This is a genomic window from Amycolatopsis pithecellobii (genome assembly GCF_009707865.1).
Classification (GTDB): domain Bacteria; phylum Actinomycetota; class Actinomycetes; order Mycobacteriales; family Pseudonocardiaceae; genus Amycolatopsis_E; species Amycolatopsis_E pithecellobii.
The window spans coordinates 61,609-83,751 of sequence record NZ_WMBA01000021.1 but is presented as its reverse complement, the minus strand read 5'-3'; the positions used below and the strand labels follow the sequence as shown (position 1 = coordinate 83,751).

Genomic DNA, 22,143 nt, shown 5'->3' with positions numbered 1-22,143 from the left:
ACCCCGACCCGCTCGGTCACGCCGAACAGATCCTGTGGTGTCACACCGGAAAGCCGGTGCGCGTACACCCGGACATCGGCCGGCACCCGGCCGAGGGTCTCGCTGAGCTTCACCACCCGGGCCGGCGCGACCTTCAGCTCCTCGGCCACGCGGGAGATGGCCACCGGGTCGAACCAGGCGACCCCGTCCAGCCGCTGGACCTCGCTCTCGGGGATCCCGAGCGACCTGGACCAGCGCGCGATCTCCTGCGGCGAGTAGGCCGACCGCGACTGGACACCATCGTTCGATGATGCCGCCTCCTCGTAGCCGGGCGGATCGCCTTCCGGCCGCCAGTAGGAGGGCAGCCCGCCGGGTTCCACCAGATCCCGCTCGCGCCGGACGCCATATCGCACGATGTCAGCCGGTGGCCGGCCCCCCTCCTCCGACCGCACCGTGTCGGCGTAGGAGAAAATCACCCACGGAGTGGGGAGGGGTTCATTGGCCGATTGGGCAATGGCCCGGTGGGCCTCGACCTGCTCCCTGATGCGTTCCCGCATCAGCTGCATGTAGCCGGCGGCCCGGTCTTCGGCCCGGTCGTTGTGGGAGCCGGAGAAGAAAGCCCAGAGCACGCGGCGGAAATGCGGGCCCGAAGCGAGCATGTCGCCGAGTTTCGGCATGCGGAACCCGAATCGCACGCTCATGTTGACGTAGTGCCCCAGGTCCAGACCGCGCCGGGTGGCCGCGATCCGCATGTCCGCCACGATCGCCTCGGCGACCCTCCGGATCTCCGCGGGGTCGTTCGAGGCGGGTGTCCCCACCTGCCGGGTCGCCGCCTCGAAATCGGCGCGCAACGCCACCAGGTCCGCCTGCCGTGCCACCTCCAGCAGCTCGGCCACCTGCCGCAGCACCAGGCCGTTCGGCAGCGCGAGCGCGGTGGCCAGTGCCTCCGGGTCGGCGGCGTGCCGCTCCGCTTCCCGGATCCGGTCCAGGGCGTGCGCCACATACTGCGGCGGCAGGTCGTGCAGCAGTTCCAGCGACACCTGTCGCCGGCTGTCGGCGGCGGGCAGCAGCACGGCGAGGTCCGGCGTGCCCGGCTGCTCGGACCGGTTGGCCACCTCGATCAGCCAGCCGAGGTCATTCGTCGAGCGCACCCCGTACTCGCCCAGTTCACGCAGCAGCCCGGTGACCACCTGGTCCCCGGTCAGCGCCTCGGCGCGAGCCCGGTCGGTCCCGATGATCCGCCGCAGCTGAGCACCCAGGACCCGCAACCGGGCCGGGCTTTCGCCCAGCGCGTCCGCCACCCGGTACAGCGGCCGGGGGCTGGACAGCCCGAGATCGCGGGCGACGGCCTCGACCTCGCGCGGCACGACGCTCCGGAGCAATGTGGTCAGATCGATCACGCGGCCCGCGTCGCGATCACCCATCAGATCGGCGAACCGGCGCAACTCCACCGGCCCGGTGTCGAGGTTCAGCGCGGTCAACGCCGCGAACCGCTCGGCGTCGACACCCAGGGTCCGGGTGTGCGTGGCCACATCCCGGTCGGAGTACCGAGGCCGGTAAGCCGGTGGCTGGGCGGACGGCCCGGACCGGCCCAGGCCAACCAGCCGGCCGAACACGCCGTCGGCCGCGGGCATCCCCACCCACTCCGGCCGGTGATCAGGATCCGCCATCGAGGCAGCCCGCCGGATCTGCTCCGCCGACGGCGCGATCGGCCAGCCGTTCAGGGTGATGGCGTTACCGCCCCGGGGATCGGGCAGCGGCATGAACCACACCTTGGTCCCGGGCGCCGGTCGCTCCCCCAGCCCGGCCGCGATCCCCAGCGGATCCGGCGTGGCGTCCAGGTAGTCGATGGTGCCCGTCTCCGGGTTGCGCGACACCATGATCGCGTGGCCGACCCCGTCCCGGCCCGACGTCACCAGCACGCCCTGCGCGCCCGGCCACTGCGAACGCAGGTAACGCTCCACGCCGTCGGCGCCGTCGCGCATCAGCTCGAAGGCCGAGCCGACGGCCTGTTCCAGCACCGTCGCCGGAGCCAGCCCGACGATCGGCACGCCACCCGAGTGCACCCCGGTACCGAACCGCGCGGAGTTCATCGCGTTGTACAGGTTGATCACGGCCGGAAGGCAGCCGAACGGGGCCACACCCGCGTCGCGCACCCGCTGACTCACCAGGGACAGCTTGGGGTAGAAGCGCGCCACGTACCGGGCCTCGCCGTCCGGGTCACCGCGGAAGTTCTCGGCCGACACCGTCGAGCCCGGCGGGATTTCGGGTGAGCCTGGTTCGTCGGCGAGCGGCTGGCGGAACGGGTGCAGGTGGTTGTCCTTGCCGCCGATCACCGGCAACGCGGACATCGCGGTGGTCACCGCCTTCGGCCGGACACCGAGCCCCGCCGCGTCATGCGCCGCCAGGAAATCGTCGTAGGGCCGCCGGTCCCCGACTGCCCACAGTGCGCGTTGCCGCTGCTGTTCCCACTCGCGGACCTGCGTGTCCAGCCCGTTCAGCGCCATCGAAAGTTCGGCTTGCAACCCGGGGCTCGCGGCGTTCGCCCTGCGCCGGAGGTGTTGCTGCTGCTTCCTGAGCGCGTCGAGCCTCTCGTCGGCCACCCTGAGGTTCTGCCTGCCGTGCGCCTGCGGGGAGTACAGCGGATGGGTCAGGTTCAGCCAGGCGCGCCGCGCATGGCCGTCATCGGAGTCAAGGCGGCCCTGGTCGTCCAGCCGGATATGCCTGACGCCGTCGGTGCCACGCAACGACAGCTCGACCGGCCGGCGTGCGTCGCGGGCCGCCCCCGCGGCCAGGACCATGGCGTTCGTCGCGGCCCGGTCGCCGAACTGCGTGACGTCCAGCCACAGATGCGCCGGCTCACCGGTCGCCGCCCCGTCGCCCCGGACGAACCCGGCCAGCGCGGGGCGCACACCTTCGGACATGGTCAGCACGCCGGGGTCCTGCCCCAGCTGGTGCAAGATGGCGGGAACATCGAAGAACGTCTCGTTGTGCACCGGGCCGTCCAGCCCACGGCCGAGCACATCCAGATCCCGCGCCCGCAGATAGACCGTGCCGGTCACCCAGCGGCTCTTGCCGCCGTGGGAGATCTCCAGCACCAGGTCGGCCCGCACCTCCTGCGACGAACTGCGCGGCCCGTCCTCGTTCTTGACCACCTCACGCCGGTTAGCGGCGATGATCCCCGAGGCGTTGTGGTTGCTGACGCCCGTCCCCAGCGCGCTGGAGTTCTGGGTGAACTGGCGCACGGTCGTGGTGGCGGCCTTGGCCGAGGCGGTGCTGGTGACGTTGCGCATCCGGTCCACATGGACGCCGCCGGTGTTGAGCGACCGCATCCCGCTGAGCTGAGCCCGGACGGTCACCCCGGACTTGTCGACGCCGGCCGAATCGAGCCCGAACTCACCGCGGTCGTTGGACAGCGTGACAGCTCCGCGACGGAGCAGCTCGGTGAGCTGCTGGACGGCGTTCTCCTCCGACTTCCACAACCGCGCCCCCTCGGGGAGCAGCTTGGGCGCGACCTGGCGCAGGGCGTCGTGGAACTGCTCGATGCCGTTGAACGTGTGTACGGCGAAGTCGTGGTGCAGGCGGAACTTGTGCGGGTCGGGCTTCTGCCGCGCGGGGGCGCTGCCGTCCATGTTCACGATCGTGTGCGCGGGCTGCCAGTTCGGTCCGGTCGGATCTTCGTCCAGCACGGCGGGCATGAGCCGGTCCGTGATCGGCGGCGCGGGCAGGCCCGGGTTGGCGACTTCGGTCTCCGAGGTGGCGAACCGCAGCTTCGCGGTCGCCGGCACGGACCGGGTGTCGTCGGGCGGAGTGCCGAACCGGCGGACCAGCGCGCCGGCGGTGCGATCCACGACCGCGGGGCCGACCCGGTTCAGCAGGCCCATCACCGGCCCGTTCATGGGGAGCTTGCGGATCTTGAGCTTCAGCACGTACGGCACGTCGAACTCGGTCGCCTTCGGGGTGCGCAGTGCGCTGCGGTCCTCGAGGTTCAGTGCGCGGCTCTGCCCCGTGGCGCGCTGGAGCTGCATCCCCGCGCCGAGCTGGTTCCCGCTGCCGTTGCCGGGATAGTCGGCCTTGAGCGTGTGGTTGTGGGACACGATGCGGGTGCGCTCACGCGGCGCGATGGAGGTGCCGGTGCCGTGGGCGCCGTAGACCTCCACCCCGTTGTCGGCGCCGGAGTTCGAGTTCAGCTCGTGTCCGATGACGGTGTCGAGCCGGTGGGTCTCGGGGGCGGCGCTGAACTCCAGCTCGACGCGTTCGGCGCCCGTCCCGTGCCGGTAGGGGTAGGTCACCGTCACGCTGCCCTGAGCGCCGCGGCCGACGAGCCCACGCAGCCCCACCGGCGAGGTGTTGTCCGCCAGCTGCGTCATCAACCCCGGCCAGTGGGCCGAGTTACCTGGGGTCAGCACTCCGGGCGTGTGCTGCTCGACGAGGTCGATGGCCTCCCGCAGATAGACGTTCGCGCGGGCACGGGCCGACGTGCTCACGTCGGTGACCGCACCGAGGCCGATGCCGTCGCCGGCCCGGAACCGCTCGGGCAGGTAGCGCGCCTGCCCCTCCTCCGGCAACGCGCCGGGGATGGAAGCGAGGCGCATGCCGTCCGCGCCGAGGCGGTCGGCGTACTGCCGGACCTGGTGCCCGGTCAGCACGAACTGCGCGCCGCGCGGCACCTTCACGATCACCTTGACGTCCCCGTACGGCCCGATGCCGAACCAGTTGCTGATCGCGTTGCGGCTTCCGCGTTTGACGGTCAGCACGTAGTAGACGTCCGAGGCGAAGCGGAACATCCGGTCGTCCTCGGCGGAAACACGGTTGACCTGGGTGTGCGAGCCGTCCTCGGTGGTGATCCTGTTGTCCCAGGTGTAGCTCGCCTGGCCGCTGTAGGTCAGCGCCGTGCGCCCGGACTTCTTCTTCTTGTCGCCGGACGGCGTGGAGTCGCCGACGGGCACCGGTTTCGACTGTCCGTCCGGAACCTGGTCGAAACGCCAGCCGAGCCGCCCGGAGACGCCCGCCTGGAAGGCGGTGCCGTGCTGCCTGCTCAGTGACGTGGAATCCGGCGCGTAGACATCGGTCTCGATGTAGGCGGGGAAGCCACCGTGGTCGGACTCCTGGAACTCGGGGTTGGTCACCAGCGCGGGCTGGTCGAGGTAGGCCTCGAGCTCCAGTGAAGCGACCGTATCGGTCAGCACACCGGAGGTCGCCAGGTGATCGGCCGCGTACATCCCATTCAGGATCTGCTGGCCGTTGGCGATGAGCTTGGCCGGGCTCAGCGCGTCTCGTCCCAGCTGCTGGATAGCCGACCCGGCGTGGTTGGGATCGCTCCCGTACGCGGTGTGCCAGGCCCACCCGTGTTCGACGCCGGACGACGGACCGAGCACGGGCTGGAAGACCCCGGCGGGCAGGTTGTCGTAGCGGCCGGCGATGACGTCGCGGAACGCCTGGATCAGCGCGCCGGAGCCGGCCATCGCGTCCACCATCGAGCTGTGCGGCACCGTGGTCATCAGCTGTTGCAGCTGACGGAGCGCCGCGTCGTCGGCCAGCCGGGCCGTCGCGGGTCCGGCCGGCACCAGTGCACCGGGGTCGGTGCCGGTGGTGCGCTGCTGCGGCAGCCACAGTTCCATGGAGCCGTCGTCCCACGGCCGCGTCCCCCCAGCGCCTTCCTCGTCGGTCAACGGGTTCTCGGCGAACCGGACCTCGGGGATGTCGGCGCTGATCGTGTGCACATCCAGGGAGAACGCCAACGGCACATCGAAGACGTCCAGCTTCTGCGCGGCGGCGCTCAGCAGAGCCTGCTCATAGATCGAGCTCTGGCCGGCCGACCGGGTGGTCCCGGTGATGTCGACCTGACCGCTCAAGTCGATGGGGTTGAGGTTGCCTTCCAGCTTCCTGGTCCCGACCATCCCGGCGGCGCCGGCGGATACGCCGACCGTGTGCGCACCCTCCTCACCACTGCCGGCGGTGCCGACCGTGGTGTTGTTGCTCCAGTTGATGATCTGGACGTTCTCGACCGTCCGCTGATGCGCCGGCTCCCCCGTGCCGGGCCGCGCGCCCAGGCGCAGTTCGACCCGCTCCACACCGGTCGTGGTGGGCTTGTCGAACCACTCCGAATGCCCACCGTCAACCGCTTCGTCCATCGCGGAACGCAGCCCCAGATCCGACCGCATCGACACGAACCGGCGGAAGTTCTCCAGCTGCGCCGCCTGCTCGGCCTTGCTCGGATTGCCCTCCGCCGACGGGAGGTAGCCGCCGTCGGTCAGCCAGCGCGCCGCCCGGTCGAACAGCTGTTCCGTGCCCTTGATCTTGTTCGTGGTCGAGGACAGCCCCAGATAACGCAGCGACCTGATCTCGTCGGGAAGGTAACGGGGCGGCGGGTTTTCGATGCCCTGCGCCAAAGCCTTGCTGTGCACCCGCATCCGTGCGCCATCGGGCCACGTACCCAGATCACGCACCTCAGGCGCCTTACCCGGCCGGATCAACGTCACCTTGTACCGCAGATCCGTATCGGCCAGGAAATGCGGGTTCGCGGACTTCAGCGAATGCGCGAGCGACGCGGTCCCACCCGAATTCAAGCTCCGGGTATTGGTCCTCTTGTAGTCGTAGTGGAGGTTCACCTCGGCGTGGAGTTTGCCGGCGGCCGCGGGGTCGTTCGAGTCACCGGAGGTGACCTGCACATCACCGCCGAGGTCGAGGCTGTTGGACAGCGACGCCGAGCCCTCGGTGCGCACCCCACGGATGAGGTAGTTCTCCATCATCACCTTGGTGGACAGGTGCGCCGGGCGGAACTCACCGACCTCGGCGGTGACCTGCAAAACGCCGATCGGGTCACCGTTGTTGTCGAACAACGTCGGTGACACATAACCACCGTCGCGCATCAGCGGGAAGTGGCCCTTTTGCGCCTTCTCGGAAAGGAAGTCGTCCACCGCCCGCCGGGAATCCCCGGACAGGTCGGCGAATTCGGTTCGGTAGCCGGCGTTCACCTCGTCCAGCAGCCGGCCGGGATCCTTGACCGCGTCCATCGAGTAGAGCGGGATGTCGTCGAGTGACTCCACCGGCTGCGTCGAGGGGTCGGCCGGGTCCGGGACCGGCGCGCCGGCCTCGGTCAGGTGATCCGGTATCACCGCACGGGTCGTCCCGGTGGTGTCGGCGTCGTCCCAGGGCTCGTGCTGGTTCGGCGAGTCCAGCACACCTTCGTCCACGGCCTCGATCCGGTACTGCCACTGGAGCCGGAAATCGAACGCCTTCGAGTTCTCCCGGCTCCGCATCACCGAGAGGTGCATCATCCGGGACGCCGCGGCCGAGCCCGTCGACAGCTGGTTGTGGGACACCGCGAGCCGGGGCACGAACTTGACGGCGGCGAGCGGGCCGGACCAGACATCCCACGACGGCAGGCCGGGAATGCCGAACGACCGGAAGTTCGTGGTGGACGAGGTGTCCCGCGACTCGGTGGTGGCCACCGCCCGCTTCTCGACCTTCGTCAGTGGCCGCTGCCCGTCCTCGGCCGGATCGTGCGCGGGTGCCTTGCCGCTCTGCTGCGGTTCGGCAAGGCCCAGCCGCAACCGCACCTTGTAACGCCGGCCGTTGTGCTGCAGCACCACGTGGTCGCCACGACGGCTGCGCAGATACGGCAACCGCTCTGCGACCCACGCGGGATCGAGGTAGGCGCCCAGCTTGCCCGCCAGATCGTCGTCCATGCTCATCGGCGCCCGGCCGGGACCGTCGACGCGTGCCTGGTGGTGGACCGCCATGGTGAGCTCGTCCCGCAGCCCGTCGAGGGTCTCCTGCGGCATCGGGTCCACATGCACCAGGCCGATGACCCCGTCGCGCGACTCGCCCCACGACGTCACCGGATCCTGGTCCCGGATATCGCTGAACGGAGCGGGCTCGCGCGCTTCGTTCGACACCGGCGCCGGCGTCACCGGGTCGACACCGTGCACCTCGATGCCCGCGGCCCGCAGCTGTTCGATCGCCGACTGCGAGGCGAGCAGCACGTGCTCCGAGGGCACGACCGACTTGGTGCCGTCCGCGCCCTGGACCGTGACCCGCGGCGCGTTGAGACTCTGATAGCGGACCGTAATCGGGAACCGCCGGCCGAGGATGCCGGTGTTCGCGATGTCGATCAGCCGCTCGGTGAGGCCCTTCTCCTGCTTCGACGTCGGGTGCAGTCCGCCACCCGGACGCGATGTCGACGGCGACTTGCGCAGCTCGAGCACCAGGCGGTTGATCTGCCCCGGCGGGAACAGCTGCAGGGTGTCCTCGAGGGCTTCCAGCAAGTGCATGTCCTCGGGTGCTTCATCGACGCGCACCGAACCGTTCGCGCTGGTGCCCAGCTCGACCAGCTGCCCGTCACCGAGGGCGAGGAACGCCGCGGAGACCGGCGCGGCCATGCCCAGCACCTCCGGGCGGACATCGGGGTTACCCAGCCCGGCGCTGCGCGCCAGCTCCTCCCATGGTGGGGTGTCGGGCCAGCTGTGCACGGTGATGCCCGCGCCGCCCCTGGCCTCGGGCAGCGGCAGGAACCACACGCGCTCTCCGGCGGCCGGGCGCTCACCCAGCCGGACCGCCGGCCGCTCGGCGTCCCGGGGGTCAAGCTCATCGGACCCGAAATCCCGTGCCGTACCGGCGTCGAGGTAGTCGATCTTGCCGGTCTGCGGGTTGCGCGCCACGAGCAGCGTGTGGCCGACGCCGGCCTTGGATTGCGTCACCACGAGGGCCTGGGCGCTCGGGTCCTGCGAACGCAGATAACGCTCCACGCCGTCGGCGCCGCCGGGCATCAGCTCGAAGCTGGACCCGGCCGCCTCCTCGACCGCCGTGGTCGGCACGAGCCGTCCGACCGGTGTGACCTCCGGCCGCGCGCCCGGGGCGAACTGCTCGGCGTTCAGCTTGTTGTAGAGCGTGAGCACGCCCGGCGCGCACGCGAGCAGCGCCGCATCGGGCTCGCTCATCATGCGGTTCACCGCGGGCACCTTGCCGTAGAACCGTTGCAGGTACTGCTGTTCCGCTTCGGGACGCCCGCGGAAGGTCTCCGCCGAAACGACGCCACCTTCGGCGAGTTCCCGGCCGGACAGGGTGTGCTCGGCGTGCGGGGTCCCGGCGAGCGCGCGGGCAGCCTGGTACGGGCTCATCGCGCTCAGCAGCGGGAAGGTCAGGTTCTGCCGGGTGAGCCAGCCGCCCACCCGGCGCATCGGGAAGCCTTCGGGGAGGTCGAGCCGCTGCCGGTGCCCCTGCGCCCACGACCGGTATCCCTGCGCGATGTGCTCGGCCGGCGAACCGCCGTCGAGCGGCGGCCGGAACTGGCCGGAGTTGACGTAGGCCTCGATCTCGGCCGGCTCGGTTCGCCCGGCCAATGCGGTGTCCAGCAACTGCTCCGGGGTCATCCCCGCCTTGCCGGCCAGCTCGCGGTCGAACCACGGGACGTGACCCAGTCCCTCGGCCAGCCGCAGTACGTCGAGAACCCGCCGGCGCCCCAGAGATACCGCCGCAGCCGACAGCGCTTCGTGGCCGAGGTTCCTGCCAAGGCGCTGCGCGATCGCGGTGGCCTCGTCGAACTCCTCGGGCCGCACGCCCAGCGACTTTTCGGACCACCACCGCGCCGCGATGTAGGCAAACGCATCCGCGTTGTCCATGATCCCCACCGGCGTCGCGGGATCGGCGAGGAACTCGAGCAGGTCCGGCAGTGTCCACGCGAGCAACGCGCCATGAGGATTGCCGCCCGGCTCACTCTTCTTGGCCACCAGGTGGTTGCTGATCGACCTGAACACCATTCCGGGCGGCACCCCGTGCGGCGGGTCGCCCATCGTGGCGAGCAGGTCCCGGAAATGGGGCAGCGCGTTCGGGTCGAGCCTGCCGAACAGGAACGGCGTCTTCACCATCTCGAAGAGGTGATCGGGGCGCACCCCCAGCTGCTCCGCCAGGCCAGGCAGCTCGTCGGGAATCCGGCCGAGTTCGCTGCTGGTCTCGATCAGCTCGAGCCAGCTCTTCGAGCCTCGCAACCCGAGCTGGTTCATCAGTTCGGCGGCGTAGCGCACGTCGTCGTCGCTCAACCGCTGCGCGAACGCCGTCAGGCCCTCCTGCAAACGAGGTATCGACGCCTTCGCGCGCACCGCCTGGTCGCGCAGCGCCTCCAGATCCTCCTGCGTCAGCTGCGCCGGCTGCCCCTTCGGTTCGACCGCCGGTTCCGGCGCCCGATCGGGCACATCCGGCCCCGACCGGAAATGCTTGAGCAGACGTTCGATCGCACGGGGCCTGCCGATCATCTCGGGCGGCCGGTCCTCCGGGAACTCCGCATACGGCACCGGGCCGGCGTAGTTCGGATCGGGCAGGTGCAGGAACTCGCGCCGCGGCAGCTCCGGCAGCGGCATGAACCACACCTTCTCCGCGGAGCCCCGCAGATCAGGCGTCGAACCGTCCACCCCGTCGAGGAAGTCGACCATACCCGTCAACGGGTTGTGCACCACGTTGAACCCGTGCCCCACGCCGTCCCCGGACTTCGTGATCACCGCGGCCTGTGCGCCCAGCGGCAGCTGCTCCATGTGCGCCCGCACGCCGTCGTACCCACCGGGCATCGGCCGGAACTCCGAGCGGGCCACGTGTTCCAGCGCCGCGGTCGGACCCGCACCACCGATGACCGCGGGAGCCACGAAACTGTCGGTCGGCGCCCCCTCGGCCACCGCCTTGACGGTGTTGTAGGTCTCCACCACCGCCATCAGGCAGTTCAGCAGGTACCCGAGGATGTTTTCGCGCACCCCGCGCTGGTAGTTGGCCTGGTTCACCCCCGTCAGCTTCGGCATCGCGACCGGTGTGTACCCGTACTTCGCGAAGTCGGCCTTGTGCCGCTCACCGAGCTGGATCCGGTTTGCTTCCGCGGGCAGGTTCGCCCGCACGTCGTCGACTTCCGCCGCCGCCGCAGCGTCATCGCGGATGTCGTCCAGGTCGGCGAACGTCCACTCGTGGCCTTGCAGGTGCTTGAACACCATCGCAAGCGGGTCGTGCGGCCCCAGGTTGAGGCGCTGACGCTGACGCGCCGCCCACGCCGGGTACTTCGCCACGACGTCCGGCAGGTAGGCACGGTTGTCCGGCAGCCGGCGGACCCCGGCCGGCTTCGACAGCACGAACGCCTCGAGATCCCGCGGGTCCACCCCCAACCGGACCGAAGCCAGGAACATCTCCCGCCGGTGCATGGTTTCTTCGCGGGCGAGGTTGCCCAGCACGAGGTCGGACGGCAGCCGCTGGATCACCCGGGTCAGCCCGAGAATCGACTCGGCGCTGTTCTCCCCGAACTCCTCGACCATCCGCCGCAGCTCGTGCAGCTTGAAGTGGCCGCGCGAACGCAGCGGCTGGAATTCCTGGCTGGCCGCGGCGAGATAGGACGGGACCCCGTTCCGCGCCGCCCACGACCGCAGCGGTTCATTGTGCGCGTTGAGCTGAGGAATCGAGCTCGGCGGGGGTTGCACCTCCGCGAGGAACCGCGACAACTCGCCGCGCGTCAGCCCCAGCCGGTTCGCGAGGTCATCGGCCGCCTTCCCCATGGCTTCCGGGGTGCCCGGCTGGAAGTGGAGCAGCGCTCGTGGGTCCAGCTCCAGCGTGGTCGCCAGGTGGAAGGTTTGCCCGAAGGTGAGCCCCCGCTGGTTCGCCACCTGCTGGATGTCGTCGGGGAACCGCTTGGTGACCTTGCTCAGCGAGTACAGCTTGGCCAGGTTGTCCGAAGTCGCCCGCACTTCACGCGACTGCTCCAGCACATCGACCAGCTGGCGGTAGGCCAGCTCGGGGGACTCCTGCACGTCCCGTGCGATCGCCTCCTCGTCCGCCCCCAGTCGAGTGGCCCACCGCCGCGCGACGTCGTCGGTCAACCGTGGCCGGAGCCGATTGACGAAGTCGCGGGCACGGGTCGGGCTTTCGGACACGAGTTTGGCAAGACCTGTGGTGATGCCACCGGCACGCATCACGTCGTCCAGGACCGCGATGGATTCGTTCGGCGACAATCCCGCGTGGCTGCGCAGTCTCGCCACCCACGTGGGATAGCTCGATACCACGCCCACCTGGTTCAGGACCCCGCCAGGCCCCCGGAGATGGTGTTCGTTCGCCCGGACGAACACCGCCACATCCGCGGGATCCGCCTCCAGCTTGACGGCCATGTCCAGCAACTCACCCGGCGACACCCCGATCGAGCGGGCCCGCTCGCCCACGTCACCCGCGACCCGGCTGTGCCACCTCGCCAGCCGCAGCACATCCCGCAGCCGGTGGAACCCGACCTCGTCGACCGCCCGCGCCACCTGGTCCTGGTCCACCCACGGCGCACCGCGGAGGTCCCCGAACTCCGCCGGATCCACGGGCTGCATGACGCCGCCCCGGATGCGGTCCCGGTTCACCAGGGCCGTCACGTGATCCGTCCGCACCCCGTTGGTCTTGCCCCACTGCCGCGCGGCGTCGAGAAGGTGGCTGTCCGTGCCGTCCATGACGGCCGCGGTGGCGACGGTCATCTCCTGCGTCGACGGCCGGTGAGCGCTGAGGAACCGGTACATCTCCCGCCGCGGCCAGCCCATCGCGGCCGCCAGTGTGGAGACCTCGCGCTCGACCCGCTGCCGGGCATTCCGGGTCCACGCTTCGGTATTGGGTGCCCCCGGCGGCAGCTGGAGCGCGCGGATCAGATCGGTGAACACCGGCAGGTGCGCGGCGTCCACATCCATCTCGCGGGCGAGCCCGTACAGGCGCTCCGGTTGCACGTTGAACCGGGCGGCCAGCTCGGGAATGTCGTCGGGGAGGCGGCCGATACTGCGGCTGTAGGCCTCCAGCTGATCGGCCGGGACCCCCAGCACGGTCGCCAGCGCGGTGACCGCGCCCTGGTCGAGCACCAGCTGGTCGCCCGCCTTGCCGGCACGTGCGCCCGTCCACTTCGGATACTCCGCCGTCACCTTCGCCGGATCGATCGCGCCATCGGCACCCCGCAGGTTCTGCGGATTGGAGCGGATGAACCTCGCCACATCCACCGGATCGGCAGTCAGGTCCCGGGCCAGCCCGAACAGCGTGGGCGCCGGCAGCCCGCGGGCCTTCGTGAGTTGGCTGATATCGCGCAGCCACCCCAAGAGCTGCGCCGGCTCGGCCTGCAGCGCCCCCAGGAACCGGTACGTCTCGTCGGTGCTCCAGCCCAGCCGGTTGGCCAATGCGGCGGTGCGGTTGTGGATGTCGCCGCCGAGGCGGGCAACTCCGTGGGACACCGAACCGTCGTGGGAGACCCCGACAGCGGTGTCGATGAGATCCTTGAACGCCACCAGCGCTCGCGGATCCGCGCCGATGCCGCCGGCGAGGGTCACCGTGACCGGCATCGGCAGCCCTGCCTTCTCCGACGCCTCGGGGAGGTCATCCACGACCCGGCCGGCGTGCCGGTTGAGCTCGGCGAACGTCAGGAAGTTGGGATAAAGCCGCGGCATTCCCAGGCCGGCGATCACCCGGACCACGCCGGTGAAGTCCACCCGGCGTAGCCCGTCGGGATGGTTGGCGATCGACCTGCCCAGAGCGTTGGCGGGGTCGGTGAGACCCAGCCACGGCGACCACCGCTCCCACGCCCTGGCATCGAGGTCCAGCCGGATCGGCTCGAGCGCCGCCCGCGCCTCCGCCTGGGACATGTTGTCCGGTTCCAGCGACGCGAAGGTCCGCCCGGTGCCCCGCAGGTGGTTGAAGACCTGCGCGAGCGAATGGTTCACGCCGAGGTCCAGCCACTCCCGCTGGCGTGCCGCCCACCCGGGATACCGCGCCGTCACCTGCTCCGGGATGAGGTTCCCGTCCTTGTCGCGCAGCTGTGCACCGGCCGAACGCACGAAGGCCACCACGTCATCGGGATGCACCAGCAGCTCGGCGGCCATGTCGAACAGCGCCGGCGCGGACACCCCGATGGTCCTGGCCTGCCCGGCCAGTGAGCTGGGCAGCCAGCCGGTGGCCAGCGCATGGTCCAGCACCTCGGGCACTCGTTCCGGCCCGATCTCGGTGACCGCCTCGTGCAACCGGTGTGGCTGCACCATCGCCCGCGTGACGTCGGTGCCGTAGACCCGTGGCTGCAGATCGGCCGCCGGCTTGAGGTAGTTCGTGACGACGTCGTTGGCCTGGCCCCACTCCCGGGCTGTCCGGAGGAAGTCGTTGCCGGCCGGTGCCTGCCATGGCGCCGCGTTGTCGGGGTGCGCGTTCGCCGCCTCCATGGCCTCGCGGGTCGGCTCGATGTCCGCGATGAAGCGGTAAACGTCCGCGTCGGACCAGCCAAGCCGGCCTGCCAGCGAAGACACCACGCCGACGTGGGTTCTCAGCTGCTCGCCGAACGCGGGGGTGAGCAGCTGGTCGGCCGGGGTCTGCCGCACCAGGTCGAGCAGACCGGGGAAGGGCCGCAACCCCTCGGGGTCGGCACCCAGTGCCCTGGCCACCAGGTACAGCTTGTCTTCCGGGACCCCGAACTCATCGGCCACCCGCGACAGGTGGTCGGGCAGGCGGTGGATGCGGCGGGCGTACTGAAGCAGGGACACCAGGTTCTCATGGGTCTGGGGCTGGCCCAGTACCGGAAGCAGGTCCTCGGCCTTCTCGTAGTCCAGCGGCGGCGTCCGCCGTTCGTCCTGGCGGATCTGGTCGACGTCGATGTCGAGCCGGTCGGCCAGCCGATACCGGCGGGCCTCCCGCACCGCCTCCTCGGGGCCCAGCTCGTCCAGGTAGGACATCGTCAGGCCGTTGTTCTGCAGCTGCCCGAACAACCGGCCGATGCTCTGGTCATCGGGCAGCTCCAGCTGCCGGCGCACCTTCTTGTCCCAGGCCTTGTACCCCTTGACGATGTCATCCACCATCGTCTGCGGGTCGGCGACGCCCAGTGCGTTCTTCTCCGACTCGACCGGTTCCGCCAGCAGGAACGCCCTCAGATCCCTTGGCTGCACCGCGAGCTGCACGGCGGCGTCCAGCATCTGCGCTCTGGTCGCCTTGATCCGGGTCGGATCGGAGCCGAAGAGTTCGACCTCTTCGGGCATCTTGTCGAGCGCCAGAGCCAGTTCGATGAGCTTGGCTTCGTGCTCGGGGCCGACCTTCGCCACCGCGGCGTCCAGCTGGTGCCGGTCATACCAGGGCCTGCGGCTGATCTCGGCCCGGTCGGTCTGCGGGGCCCCGGCATCCTCGCCGGCCCAGCGACGGGCTTCGGCGACGAGATAGTCGCGGTCGCGCACCTGGTCCTGCGTGGGCTGCCGATCCGCGATGAACTCGAACATCCTCGCGTTCGACCAGCCGAGCCGGCGCGCCGCCTGCCGGACCCGGAACGCGGCGTGACGGATCTGCGCATCCGTCACCGCTTCTCCCGCCCCCAATCGGGCCAGCAGGTTCTCGAACGGCAGGACCGCGCGCGGCGGCACCCGGTACGCACCCGCGACCCGCAGGATCTCGGCCTCGGTCACGCCGGCCCGCACCGCGGCGTCGGAGAAGTCCTCGGCGCTTGGGAGCCGCCGGGTCGTGGACACGATGTTCCACAGGTGTGTGATGGTGCCGTCGTTCCACGGCACGTTGATGGTGTTCAACAGGTCGGCGAGGTCATTGATGCGCAAGCCGGGGACGTTGTCGAGCAGCTCGATGACCTGGGCCATGGAATGGTCGGGGAGCTCCTGAGCCCAGAAATGGCTCATCCACCGGTCGGCTTCGGCCGCGTCCAGCTCGTGCGCGGCCTGACTGAACAGCCAGTAGATCCACGGCTGCCGGACATCCTCACCCTGGACCACATCGAACGAGGCTTCGGCGTGGTCACCCAGGTACGTGGCGATCTCGGCAGCGGGCAGCTGCGTACGGCCGTAGTCCAGCGAATGCAGGATCGGGCGGAGCCACGTCAGGTGCCGCGGGTCCGCGTCCATCTCATCGGCGAGCTCCAGCAGATACGGCGCATCGACCCCGAGACGCCCGGCGAACTTCGCCAGATCCGCCGGGACCCGGCCCCACCGCGCGCTGACCTGCGCCACGAGGTCGTCGTCGAGCCCGGCGGCGCGCAGTGCGTCGGCGTCGGCGGCGCCGAATGTCAACGGATCGAGCAGCCCCGGCACGTCCACGCCGAGCAGGCGGGACCACTCCGCCAGGTTCTCGCGCGTCGCCAGCCGCGCGTCGGCGGGCAAGCCCTCGTGTGCGGGAACGAGCGCGGCCTCCCTGAAGCCCGGAGTGCCCAGGTCCGATCCGCCCGCGAGCAGCGCCGCGGACAGCGCGTATTCGAAGCCCTCGTCCGCGACCAGGAACCGGCCCGGCCGCTGCCGGTGCCACAGGCCGAGGTCCCCCGCAAGGTCGGGCTCTTCCACGTCGTCGTCGGGGCGATAGTCGCCGTGCGGATCGTAGGGGTCGGTCCCTGTCGCGTCCGAGCGGGAGTTGCCGCTGCGGTACTGGCGCAGCAGCTGCGCATAGCCCGTTGCCCGGTCGGCTTCCCGCAGCTCGGGTGTGTCGGCGAGGAACGCCGCGGCCAGCATGCGGAAATGGGGACCGGAGCGGGCCAGCGTCGCCAGCACGATCGACGGGAAGCCCAGCCGGGTGGAGACCGCCACGTAACGACCGAGCTCGGCACCCAGCGACGTCAGGTCGGCTTCGAGCAGGCGTTTGATTTCCGCCGCATGCCCGATGGGGGTGGTCTTCGCAACGAACTCGGGGGAAGCCTGCACCCGCGCGAAGTCCTCCCGCAACGCGACCAGATCCGCGGGCCGCGCCACCGGCAGGAGGCCCATCAGCTCACGCACCACGTCACCGTTCGGCACGTTCAGCACCCGGGCGAGCCCGTCGAAATCACCGGCGTCGGCGTACCGCTGCGCCTCGCGCGCCGGCGCCAGATACCGGTCCGCCAGCTCGGCCGGCAGGTCGTGCAGCAGCTCCCACGACACCGCCCGGCGCCTGCCGAAGGACTCGACCAGCGGCAGATCGTCCGCACCCCAGCCGAGCCGGTCCGCCAACCCGGCAAGGAAACCGATGTCACTCACCGTCCGGACTCCGAACGGGCGCAACCGGACTCGCGCCCGCTCCGCCAGCTGCGCCCCGGTGAGCCGCTCGGCACGGGTGAATCCGGCTTCGGCCACCGCATCCCGCAGCACACCCACCAGTGGCGTGGTCAGCACCTTGGCACCGGCCGGGTCCACCCCCAGATAAGCGGCCAGCTTCGGCGCCGCGGCGTCCGTCAGTTGCGTGACCCGCCGAGACAGCTCGAGCGGCGCCACACCGAGCCGCGCCGCGAGCTCCGCGACCTCGCCCGGCTGGCTACCCAGCCGCGAAGCCGCGAAGCGCGTCACCGCGTCGTCCGCACGCGAGGGCTCCGGCACCGGTTCCGCGGCACCGGCCCGGTAGCGCCGCAACCCGTCGATCAACGCGTTGCGGGTCTCCAGCGCGAGGTTCCGCAACCGCTCGGCCGCAGCCGGATCCTGCATCGCGGCAGCGTCGATCGCCTCCCGCTGCGCCCGGGTAAGACCCGATTCCAGGTAGCCGTATGTTCGCCTGAACGGCACCTCTCCCGCCGCGTCGATGTCCTGGAACGCGACATCCGCGAAACTGGCCGCCAGCCCCCGGTCGAGACTGCTGGTGGCCGCGATGTACCGCGCGAACTGCTCGGTCCACGTCGCCTTGTTCGCCTGGCTGCCCGGCACGCTCAGCACATCGGCCGGGGCGGCGCCCTGGCCGCTCGTGCGAAGCGCCAGGTTCGGGTCGAAGACCGCGATGGCCGCGTCGTCGCCCTGCCACTGGCGACGACGGTCCTGGACCGCGGACGCACCGTCGACCGGAATCCCGTCTTCCCCGGCATCGATGCGGATGAAGGTGTTCCCCGCCGGGAACGGCACACTCCGCGGGTCGATGTCGGCCATCGCTTGCCGCACCATCAGGTCGAGCCGCGCGGCGGCGTTCGCGACCGCACCGTCCTCCGGGCGCGCCAGGTGACCACCCGTGATCACCTCGGGCGGCCTGCCGGACTCCGCCACGGTCCCGGCGGCCTCGCCCTCCTCCGGGAGGAGACCACCGCGGGCCACCTCCGGCGCCACGCCGCGGCTGTCGCGCACCACCACGTCCACGGCGTCGAACAACGGACCGCCGTGGGTGCCGAACCCGTCCGCCCCGGCATCCCCGATGTGCAGGTAAACGGGCTTGTCACCGCCCAGATCCCGGACCATGGCGGCGAGTTGCCCGGTCGCCGGGTGCTGCGTGAGCGCCGCGTGGACGACCTCAGCGGGCACCGGCCCGCCGGTGCGCGTGTTCTGGCCGGTCATCCCGGCGATGGCGACCGGGAAGGTGCCCGTCCGCGCCCACTCGGCCTGGAAGTCCCGGATCCGCTGCTCGATCAGGCCGGCGCCGCCAGGGCCGTCGTGCAGGCCGATCACCAGCCCGAAGCGGCCCTCGTGCGAACCCGGCGCGAACCCGTCCGCATACCGGCGCGCGATGCTCAGCAGGTCGTCGGTGGTCGACGCCGGCACCGTCGCCACGATGCCCACCGCCTCCCGGTTGGCGGCGGTGCGCTCCCCCAGCGAACCGATGACGGTGCCGTCCCCGGCCTGCCGGAACTCGAAGCCCGCCAGCGTCCGCCAGAAAGTGCCGTCGTCCGGCTCGCTGTCGTCGTCGGCGCGCGAACCGGACGGTTCGCCGCCGCCCTGGCGCAAGGGCAATTCCTGCGCGTCGTCCGGCACGACCGCTTCACCGGTGTTGAGCCTGCGCCGTTTCGAGCGGCGCGGCATCCCGAGCAGCTCCGGCGGCCGGTCGCCTTCCACGCGCGGATCCGGGCCGGTGCGATCCCGATCCGGCAACGGGAACGACTCGCCGGCGGGCAGATCCGGCAGCCGGGTGTACCACACCGGGACATCCGAGCCCCGTGGATCCAGGGACTCACCGGTCACGCCGTCGAAGAAGTCGACCAGACCGGTCCGCGGGTTGTGCACCACGTTGATCGCGTGGGCCACGCCGTCCTGATCGGAGGGCGTGATCAGCAGGCCTTGCGCACCCTCCGGCAGCGCCTCGAAATGCGCCCGCAGACCGTCGTAACCGCCCTCCATCGGCTTGACCGGCGAACCGACCGCACGCTCGAGCGCCACCGTCGGCCCGAAGTCCGAGACCCCCGGCGCCGCGAAGTTCGCCGGCCGTCCCTCGACCATCGCCTTGATGCTGTTGGCCGTCTGCACCACCGCCAGCAGGCAGTTGATCAGGTAGTCACGCAGACCGGTGTCGTAGTTCGCTTTGTTGACCCCCGCCAGCCCCGGCAGGGCGAAACTCGCATACCCGTACTTGGCGAGGTCCTGGACGTGCGGCGCGCCGGCCGCGACGCGCGTGCCCGCCTCGGCCAGGTCGGCGCGCAGGTGGCCGAACTGTGCCCGGACAACGGCGTTGTCCACGGTGGCGTCGAAGTTCGCGAAGGTCTCGCCCAGCGGGAACATGTCGTCGAACACAATGGACAGCGGCTCGTACTGCCCCAGTCCGAGGCGCCGGCGGTAGTGGGCCGCCCAGTCCGGGTACCGCGCCACGACATCCTTGAGCACGGCGGGACCATCCGGATGCCGGGGAAGGTCGGCGCTCGACAGCACGAACGCCTCGAGGTCCTTCGGATCCACCCCCAGTTTCAGCGATGCCACGAACAGGTCGCGCGGCCGCATGGTGTCGTTCCGGGCCAGCCGGCCGATATCGTCGGGCAGCCGCTGGATCACCCGGGTCAGGGCCAGGATCGCCGGCAGGCTGTCCTCGCCGAACTGGTCGACGAGGCGCCGCAATCCGCCCGCGGTGAAATGGTCCTGCCTGCGCAGGTGCTCGAACTCCGCGCTCGCCGCGGCGACATACTCCGGCACGCCGTTCTGCGCCGCCCACGTGCGCACCGACTGGTCGTGCGCGGTCAGCTGCGCCAGCTGTTCCCGGGTGGGTTGCTGTTCCGCCAGGAACCGGGACAGTTCCAGCCTCGTCAGGCCAAGACGGTCACCGACATCGTCGATGGCCTTCCCGAGGGCTTCCAGATCGGTGGCCCCGTTGCTGCCGGCGCCGATCGCGTCGGAGAAGTAGGGCAGCGCTCGCGGGTCGATCACGAGCCCTGGCGAGGTCACCAGCACGAAGGCATGCTCGAGGGGGATCCGCAGCTGGTCCGCCACGTGCTGGAGCTCGTCCGGTGCCCGGTGGATGGCCTTGCTCAGCGTGTACAGGTGGGTCAGGTGCTCCGGCGTCGGCGGGAAAACGGCGGACGACCCCAGTACGTCCACCATGCGGCTGTAGTCCAGTGCGGGCGACTCGAGCAGATCCTGCCGGACGGTTTCGTCGGCCAGCCCCAGCCGCGGGGCCCACCGCCGCACGACCTCGTCGGCCAGCTGCTCCCGCAACGGCTCGACAACCGCGCGCGCCGCGTCGTCGGTCATCCGCGCGAGGGCACCGAGGCCGGAATGGCCAGAGCCACGCAACGCCACGTCGAGCACCGCGATCGACATGTTCGCCGGCAACCGCAGCCTGGTACGCAGCCCCTGCGCCCAAGCCGGATACCTCGCCATGACCTTGTCCGGAAGCACCGCCCCGGTCCGGCCATCGCGCACCACACCGGGATTCGCGCGTACGAACGCCGCCACGTCCGCCGGGTCCGCCCGCACCGCGGTCGCCACGTTCACCAGCAGATCCGGGGACATCCCGAGCTCACGGGACAAGCCACCCAGATCCCCCGGCGCCCGGCTGGTCAACCGGGTCAGCCGCAGGACATCCCGCAGCCGGTCGAACCCGGCCGCGTCGACCGCGTGGCGCAGCTGGTCCCGATCGATCCACCACGCGCCACGGAGATCACGGAATTCCGCGGGATCGGTGGTGCCCGTGCCGGCCCGCAGCCGGTCCCAGTTCGCCGAGACCGTCACGTAGTCCGGCCGCATCCCGTTCGCCATGCCCCATCGCCAGGCGGCGTCGAAGAACGGATGGCGGATGCCGTTCGCCATGGACTGGGCGGCGGCACCCAGCTCGTCCGGCGAGGTCCCGGTCTCCCGCATGAACTGGAACAGGTCCTGCCGTGGCCAGTCCAGCCCCGCGGCGACGTACCGCACCGAGTCATCGATCCGCTCGACCGCGGCCCGCACGGCAGGCGGCTCTTGCGGGCCGTGGGGACCGGCTTCCAGCGGCTGCCGCAAGGCCCCGATCAGGTCGCCGAACATGCCCACCTGCGCCGGGTCGATGCGCAGCGCGCGAGCGGCGAAATAGAGCCGCGTCGGGTCCACCCTCAACGTCGCGGCCACGTCGGGAAGATCGTCCGGAATCCGCCTTATTTCCGTGCTGAACGCGGCCAGTACCCGGCGTGCCTGATCGAAGACCCGCGGATCGGTGCTCATCGCGCCGAGCAGGGTGTCGAGCTTGTGCTGATCCAACGGCACCGTCGGTCCGACAGCAACGCGCGGGTCCGGTCGCTGCGCAGTCCATTGTGGATAGTCACGGGCCGCCAGTGCCGGATCGACGGCACCGTCGGCGCCACGCAGTGCCTGCCCCTGGACTTGGACGAACCGGGCCACCTCGTCGGGAGCGGCCTTCAACCTGGTGGCCAGCCGGAACAGGTCCGGAACCGGCATTCCGCCGTGTGCCGCGAGCTGGCCGGCGTCGCGCAGCCAGTGCCGCATCTGCTCCGGGTCCGGCCGCACGGCCGCCAGGAACCGGAACGCCTCGTCGCGGCCCAAGCCGAGGCGGGTGCTCATCGCAGCGGCCCGGTCGATGATCTCGGTGCGGAGGCTGTAATACCCGACGCTGCTGCCCACTGCGGCCGGGTCGATCCCGTGGCTGCTGCGGATCAGATGCTTGACCGACGACAGCGCCCACGGGTCGGCCCCCAGCTCGGACATGAGCCGCAACGCGACCCGGTACGGCAGCCCCGCCGCGGCGGCCGCCCGCCCGAGATCGTCGACGACCCGGCCCGCGTGGTAGCTGCCGCGGGCCATGGTCCGGAAGTTCACGAAGGTCGCCGGCAGGCCCAGCTCCTCCATCGCACTGACGACGCGGCTGAAGTCGAGCCAGCGCATCGTGTCGCGATCCTTGACGATCCCGTGCAGTTCCCAGCTCGCCGCATTACCGTTCGCCAGATCCGCCCAGTTGTTCAGCCAGGGCATCCACCGGTGTTCCATCCGGGCGTCGAGCTGGTCCCGGATCTTCTCGATCTCCGCAGGCGTCGCGTCCTGCACCGTCCGGGTCGCGTTGTCCTGCAGTTCCTTTGCGCTCTTC

The 22,143-nt window shown here is 70.7% G+C and carries 1 protein-coding gene (only partly in view); it reads right to left on the bottom strand.

Positions 1–22,143, bottom strand: part of the annotated coding region (locus GKO32_RS15700; RefSeq protein ID WP_246243842.1) for a toxin glutamine deamidase domain-containing protein (this coding region is incomplete at its 3' end). Its footprint runs off both ends of the window (22,172 nt to the left, 44,216 nt to the right); 22,143 of its 88,531 annotated nt are in view.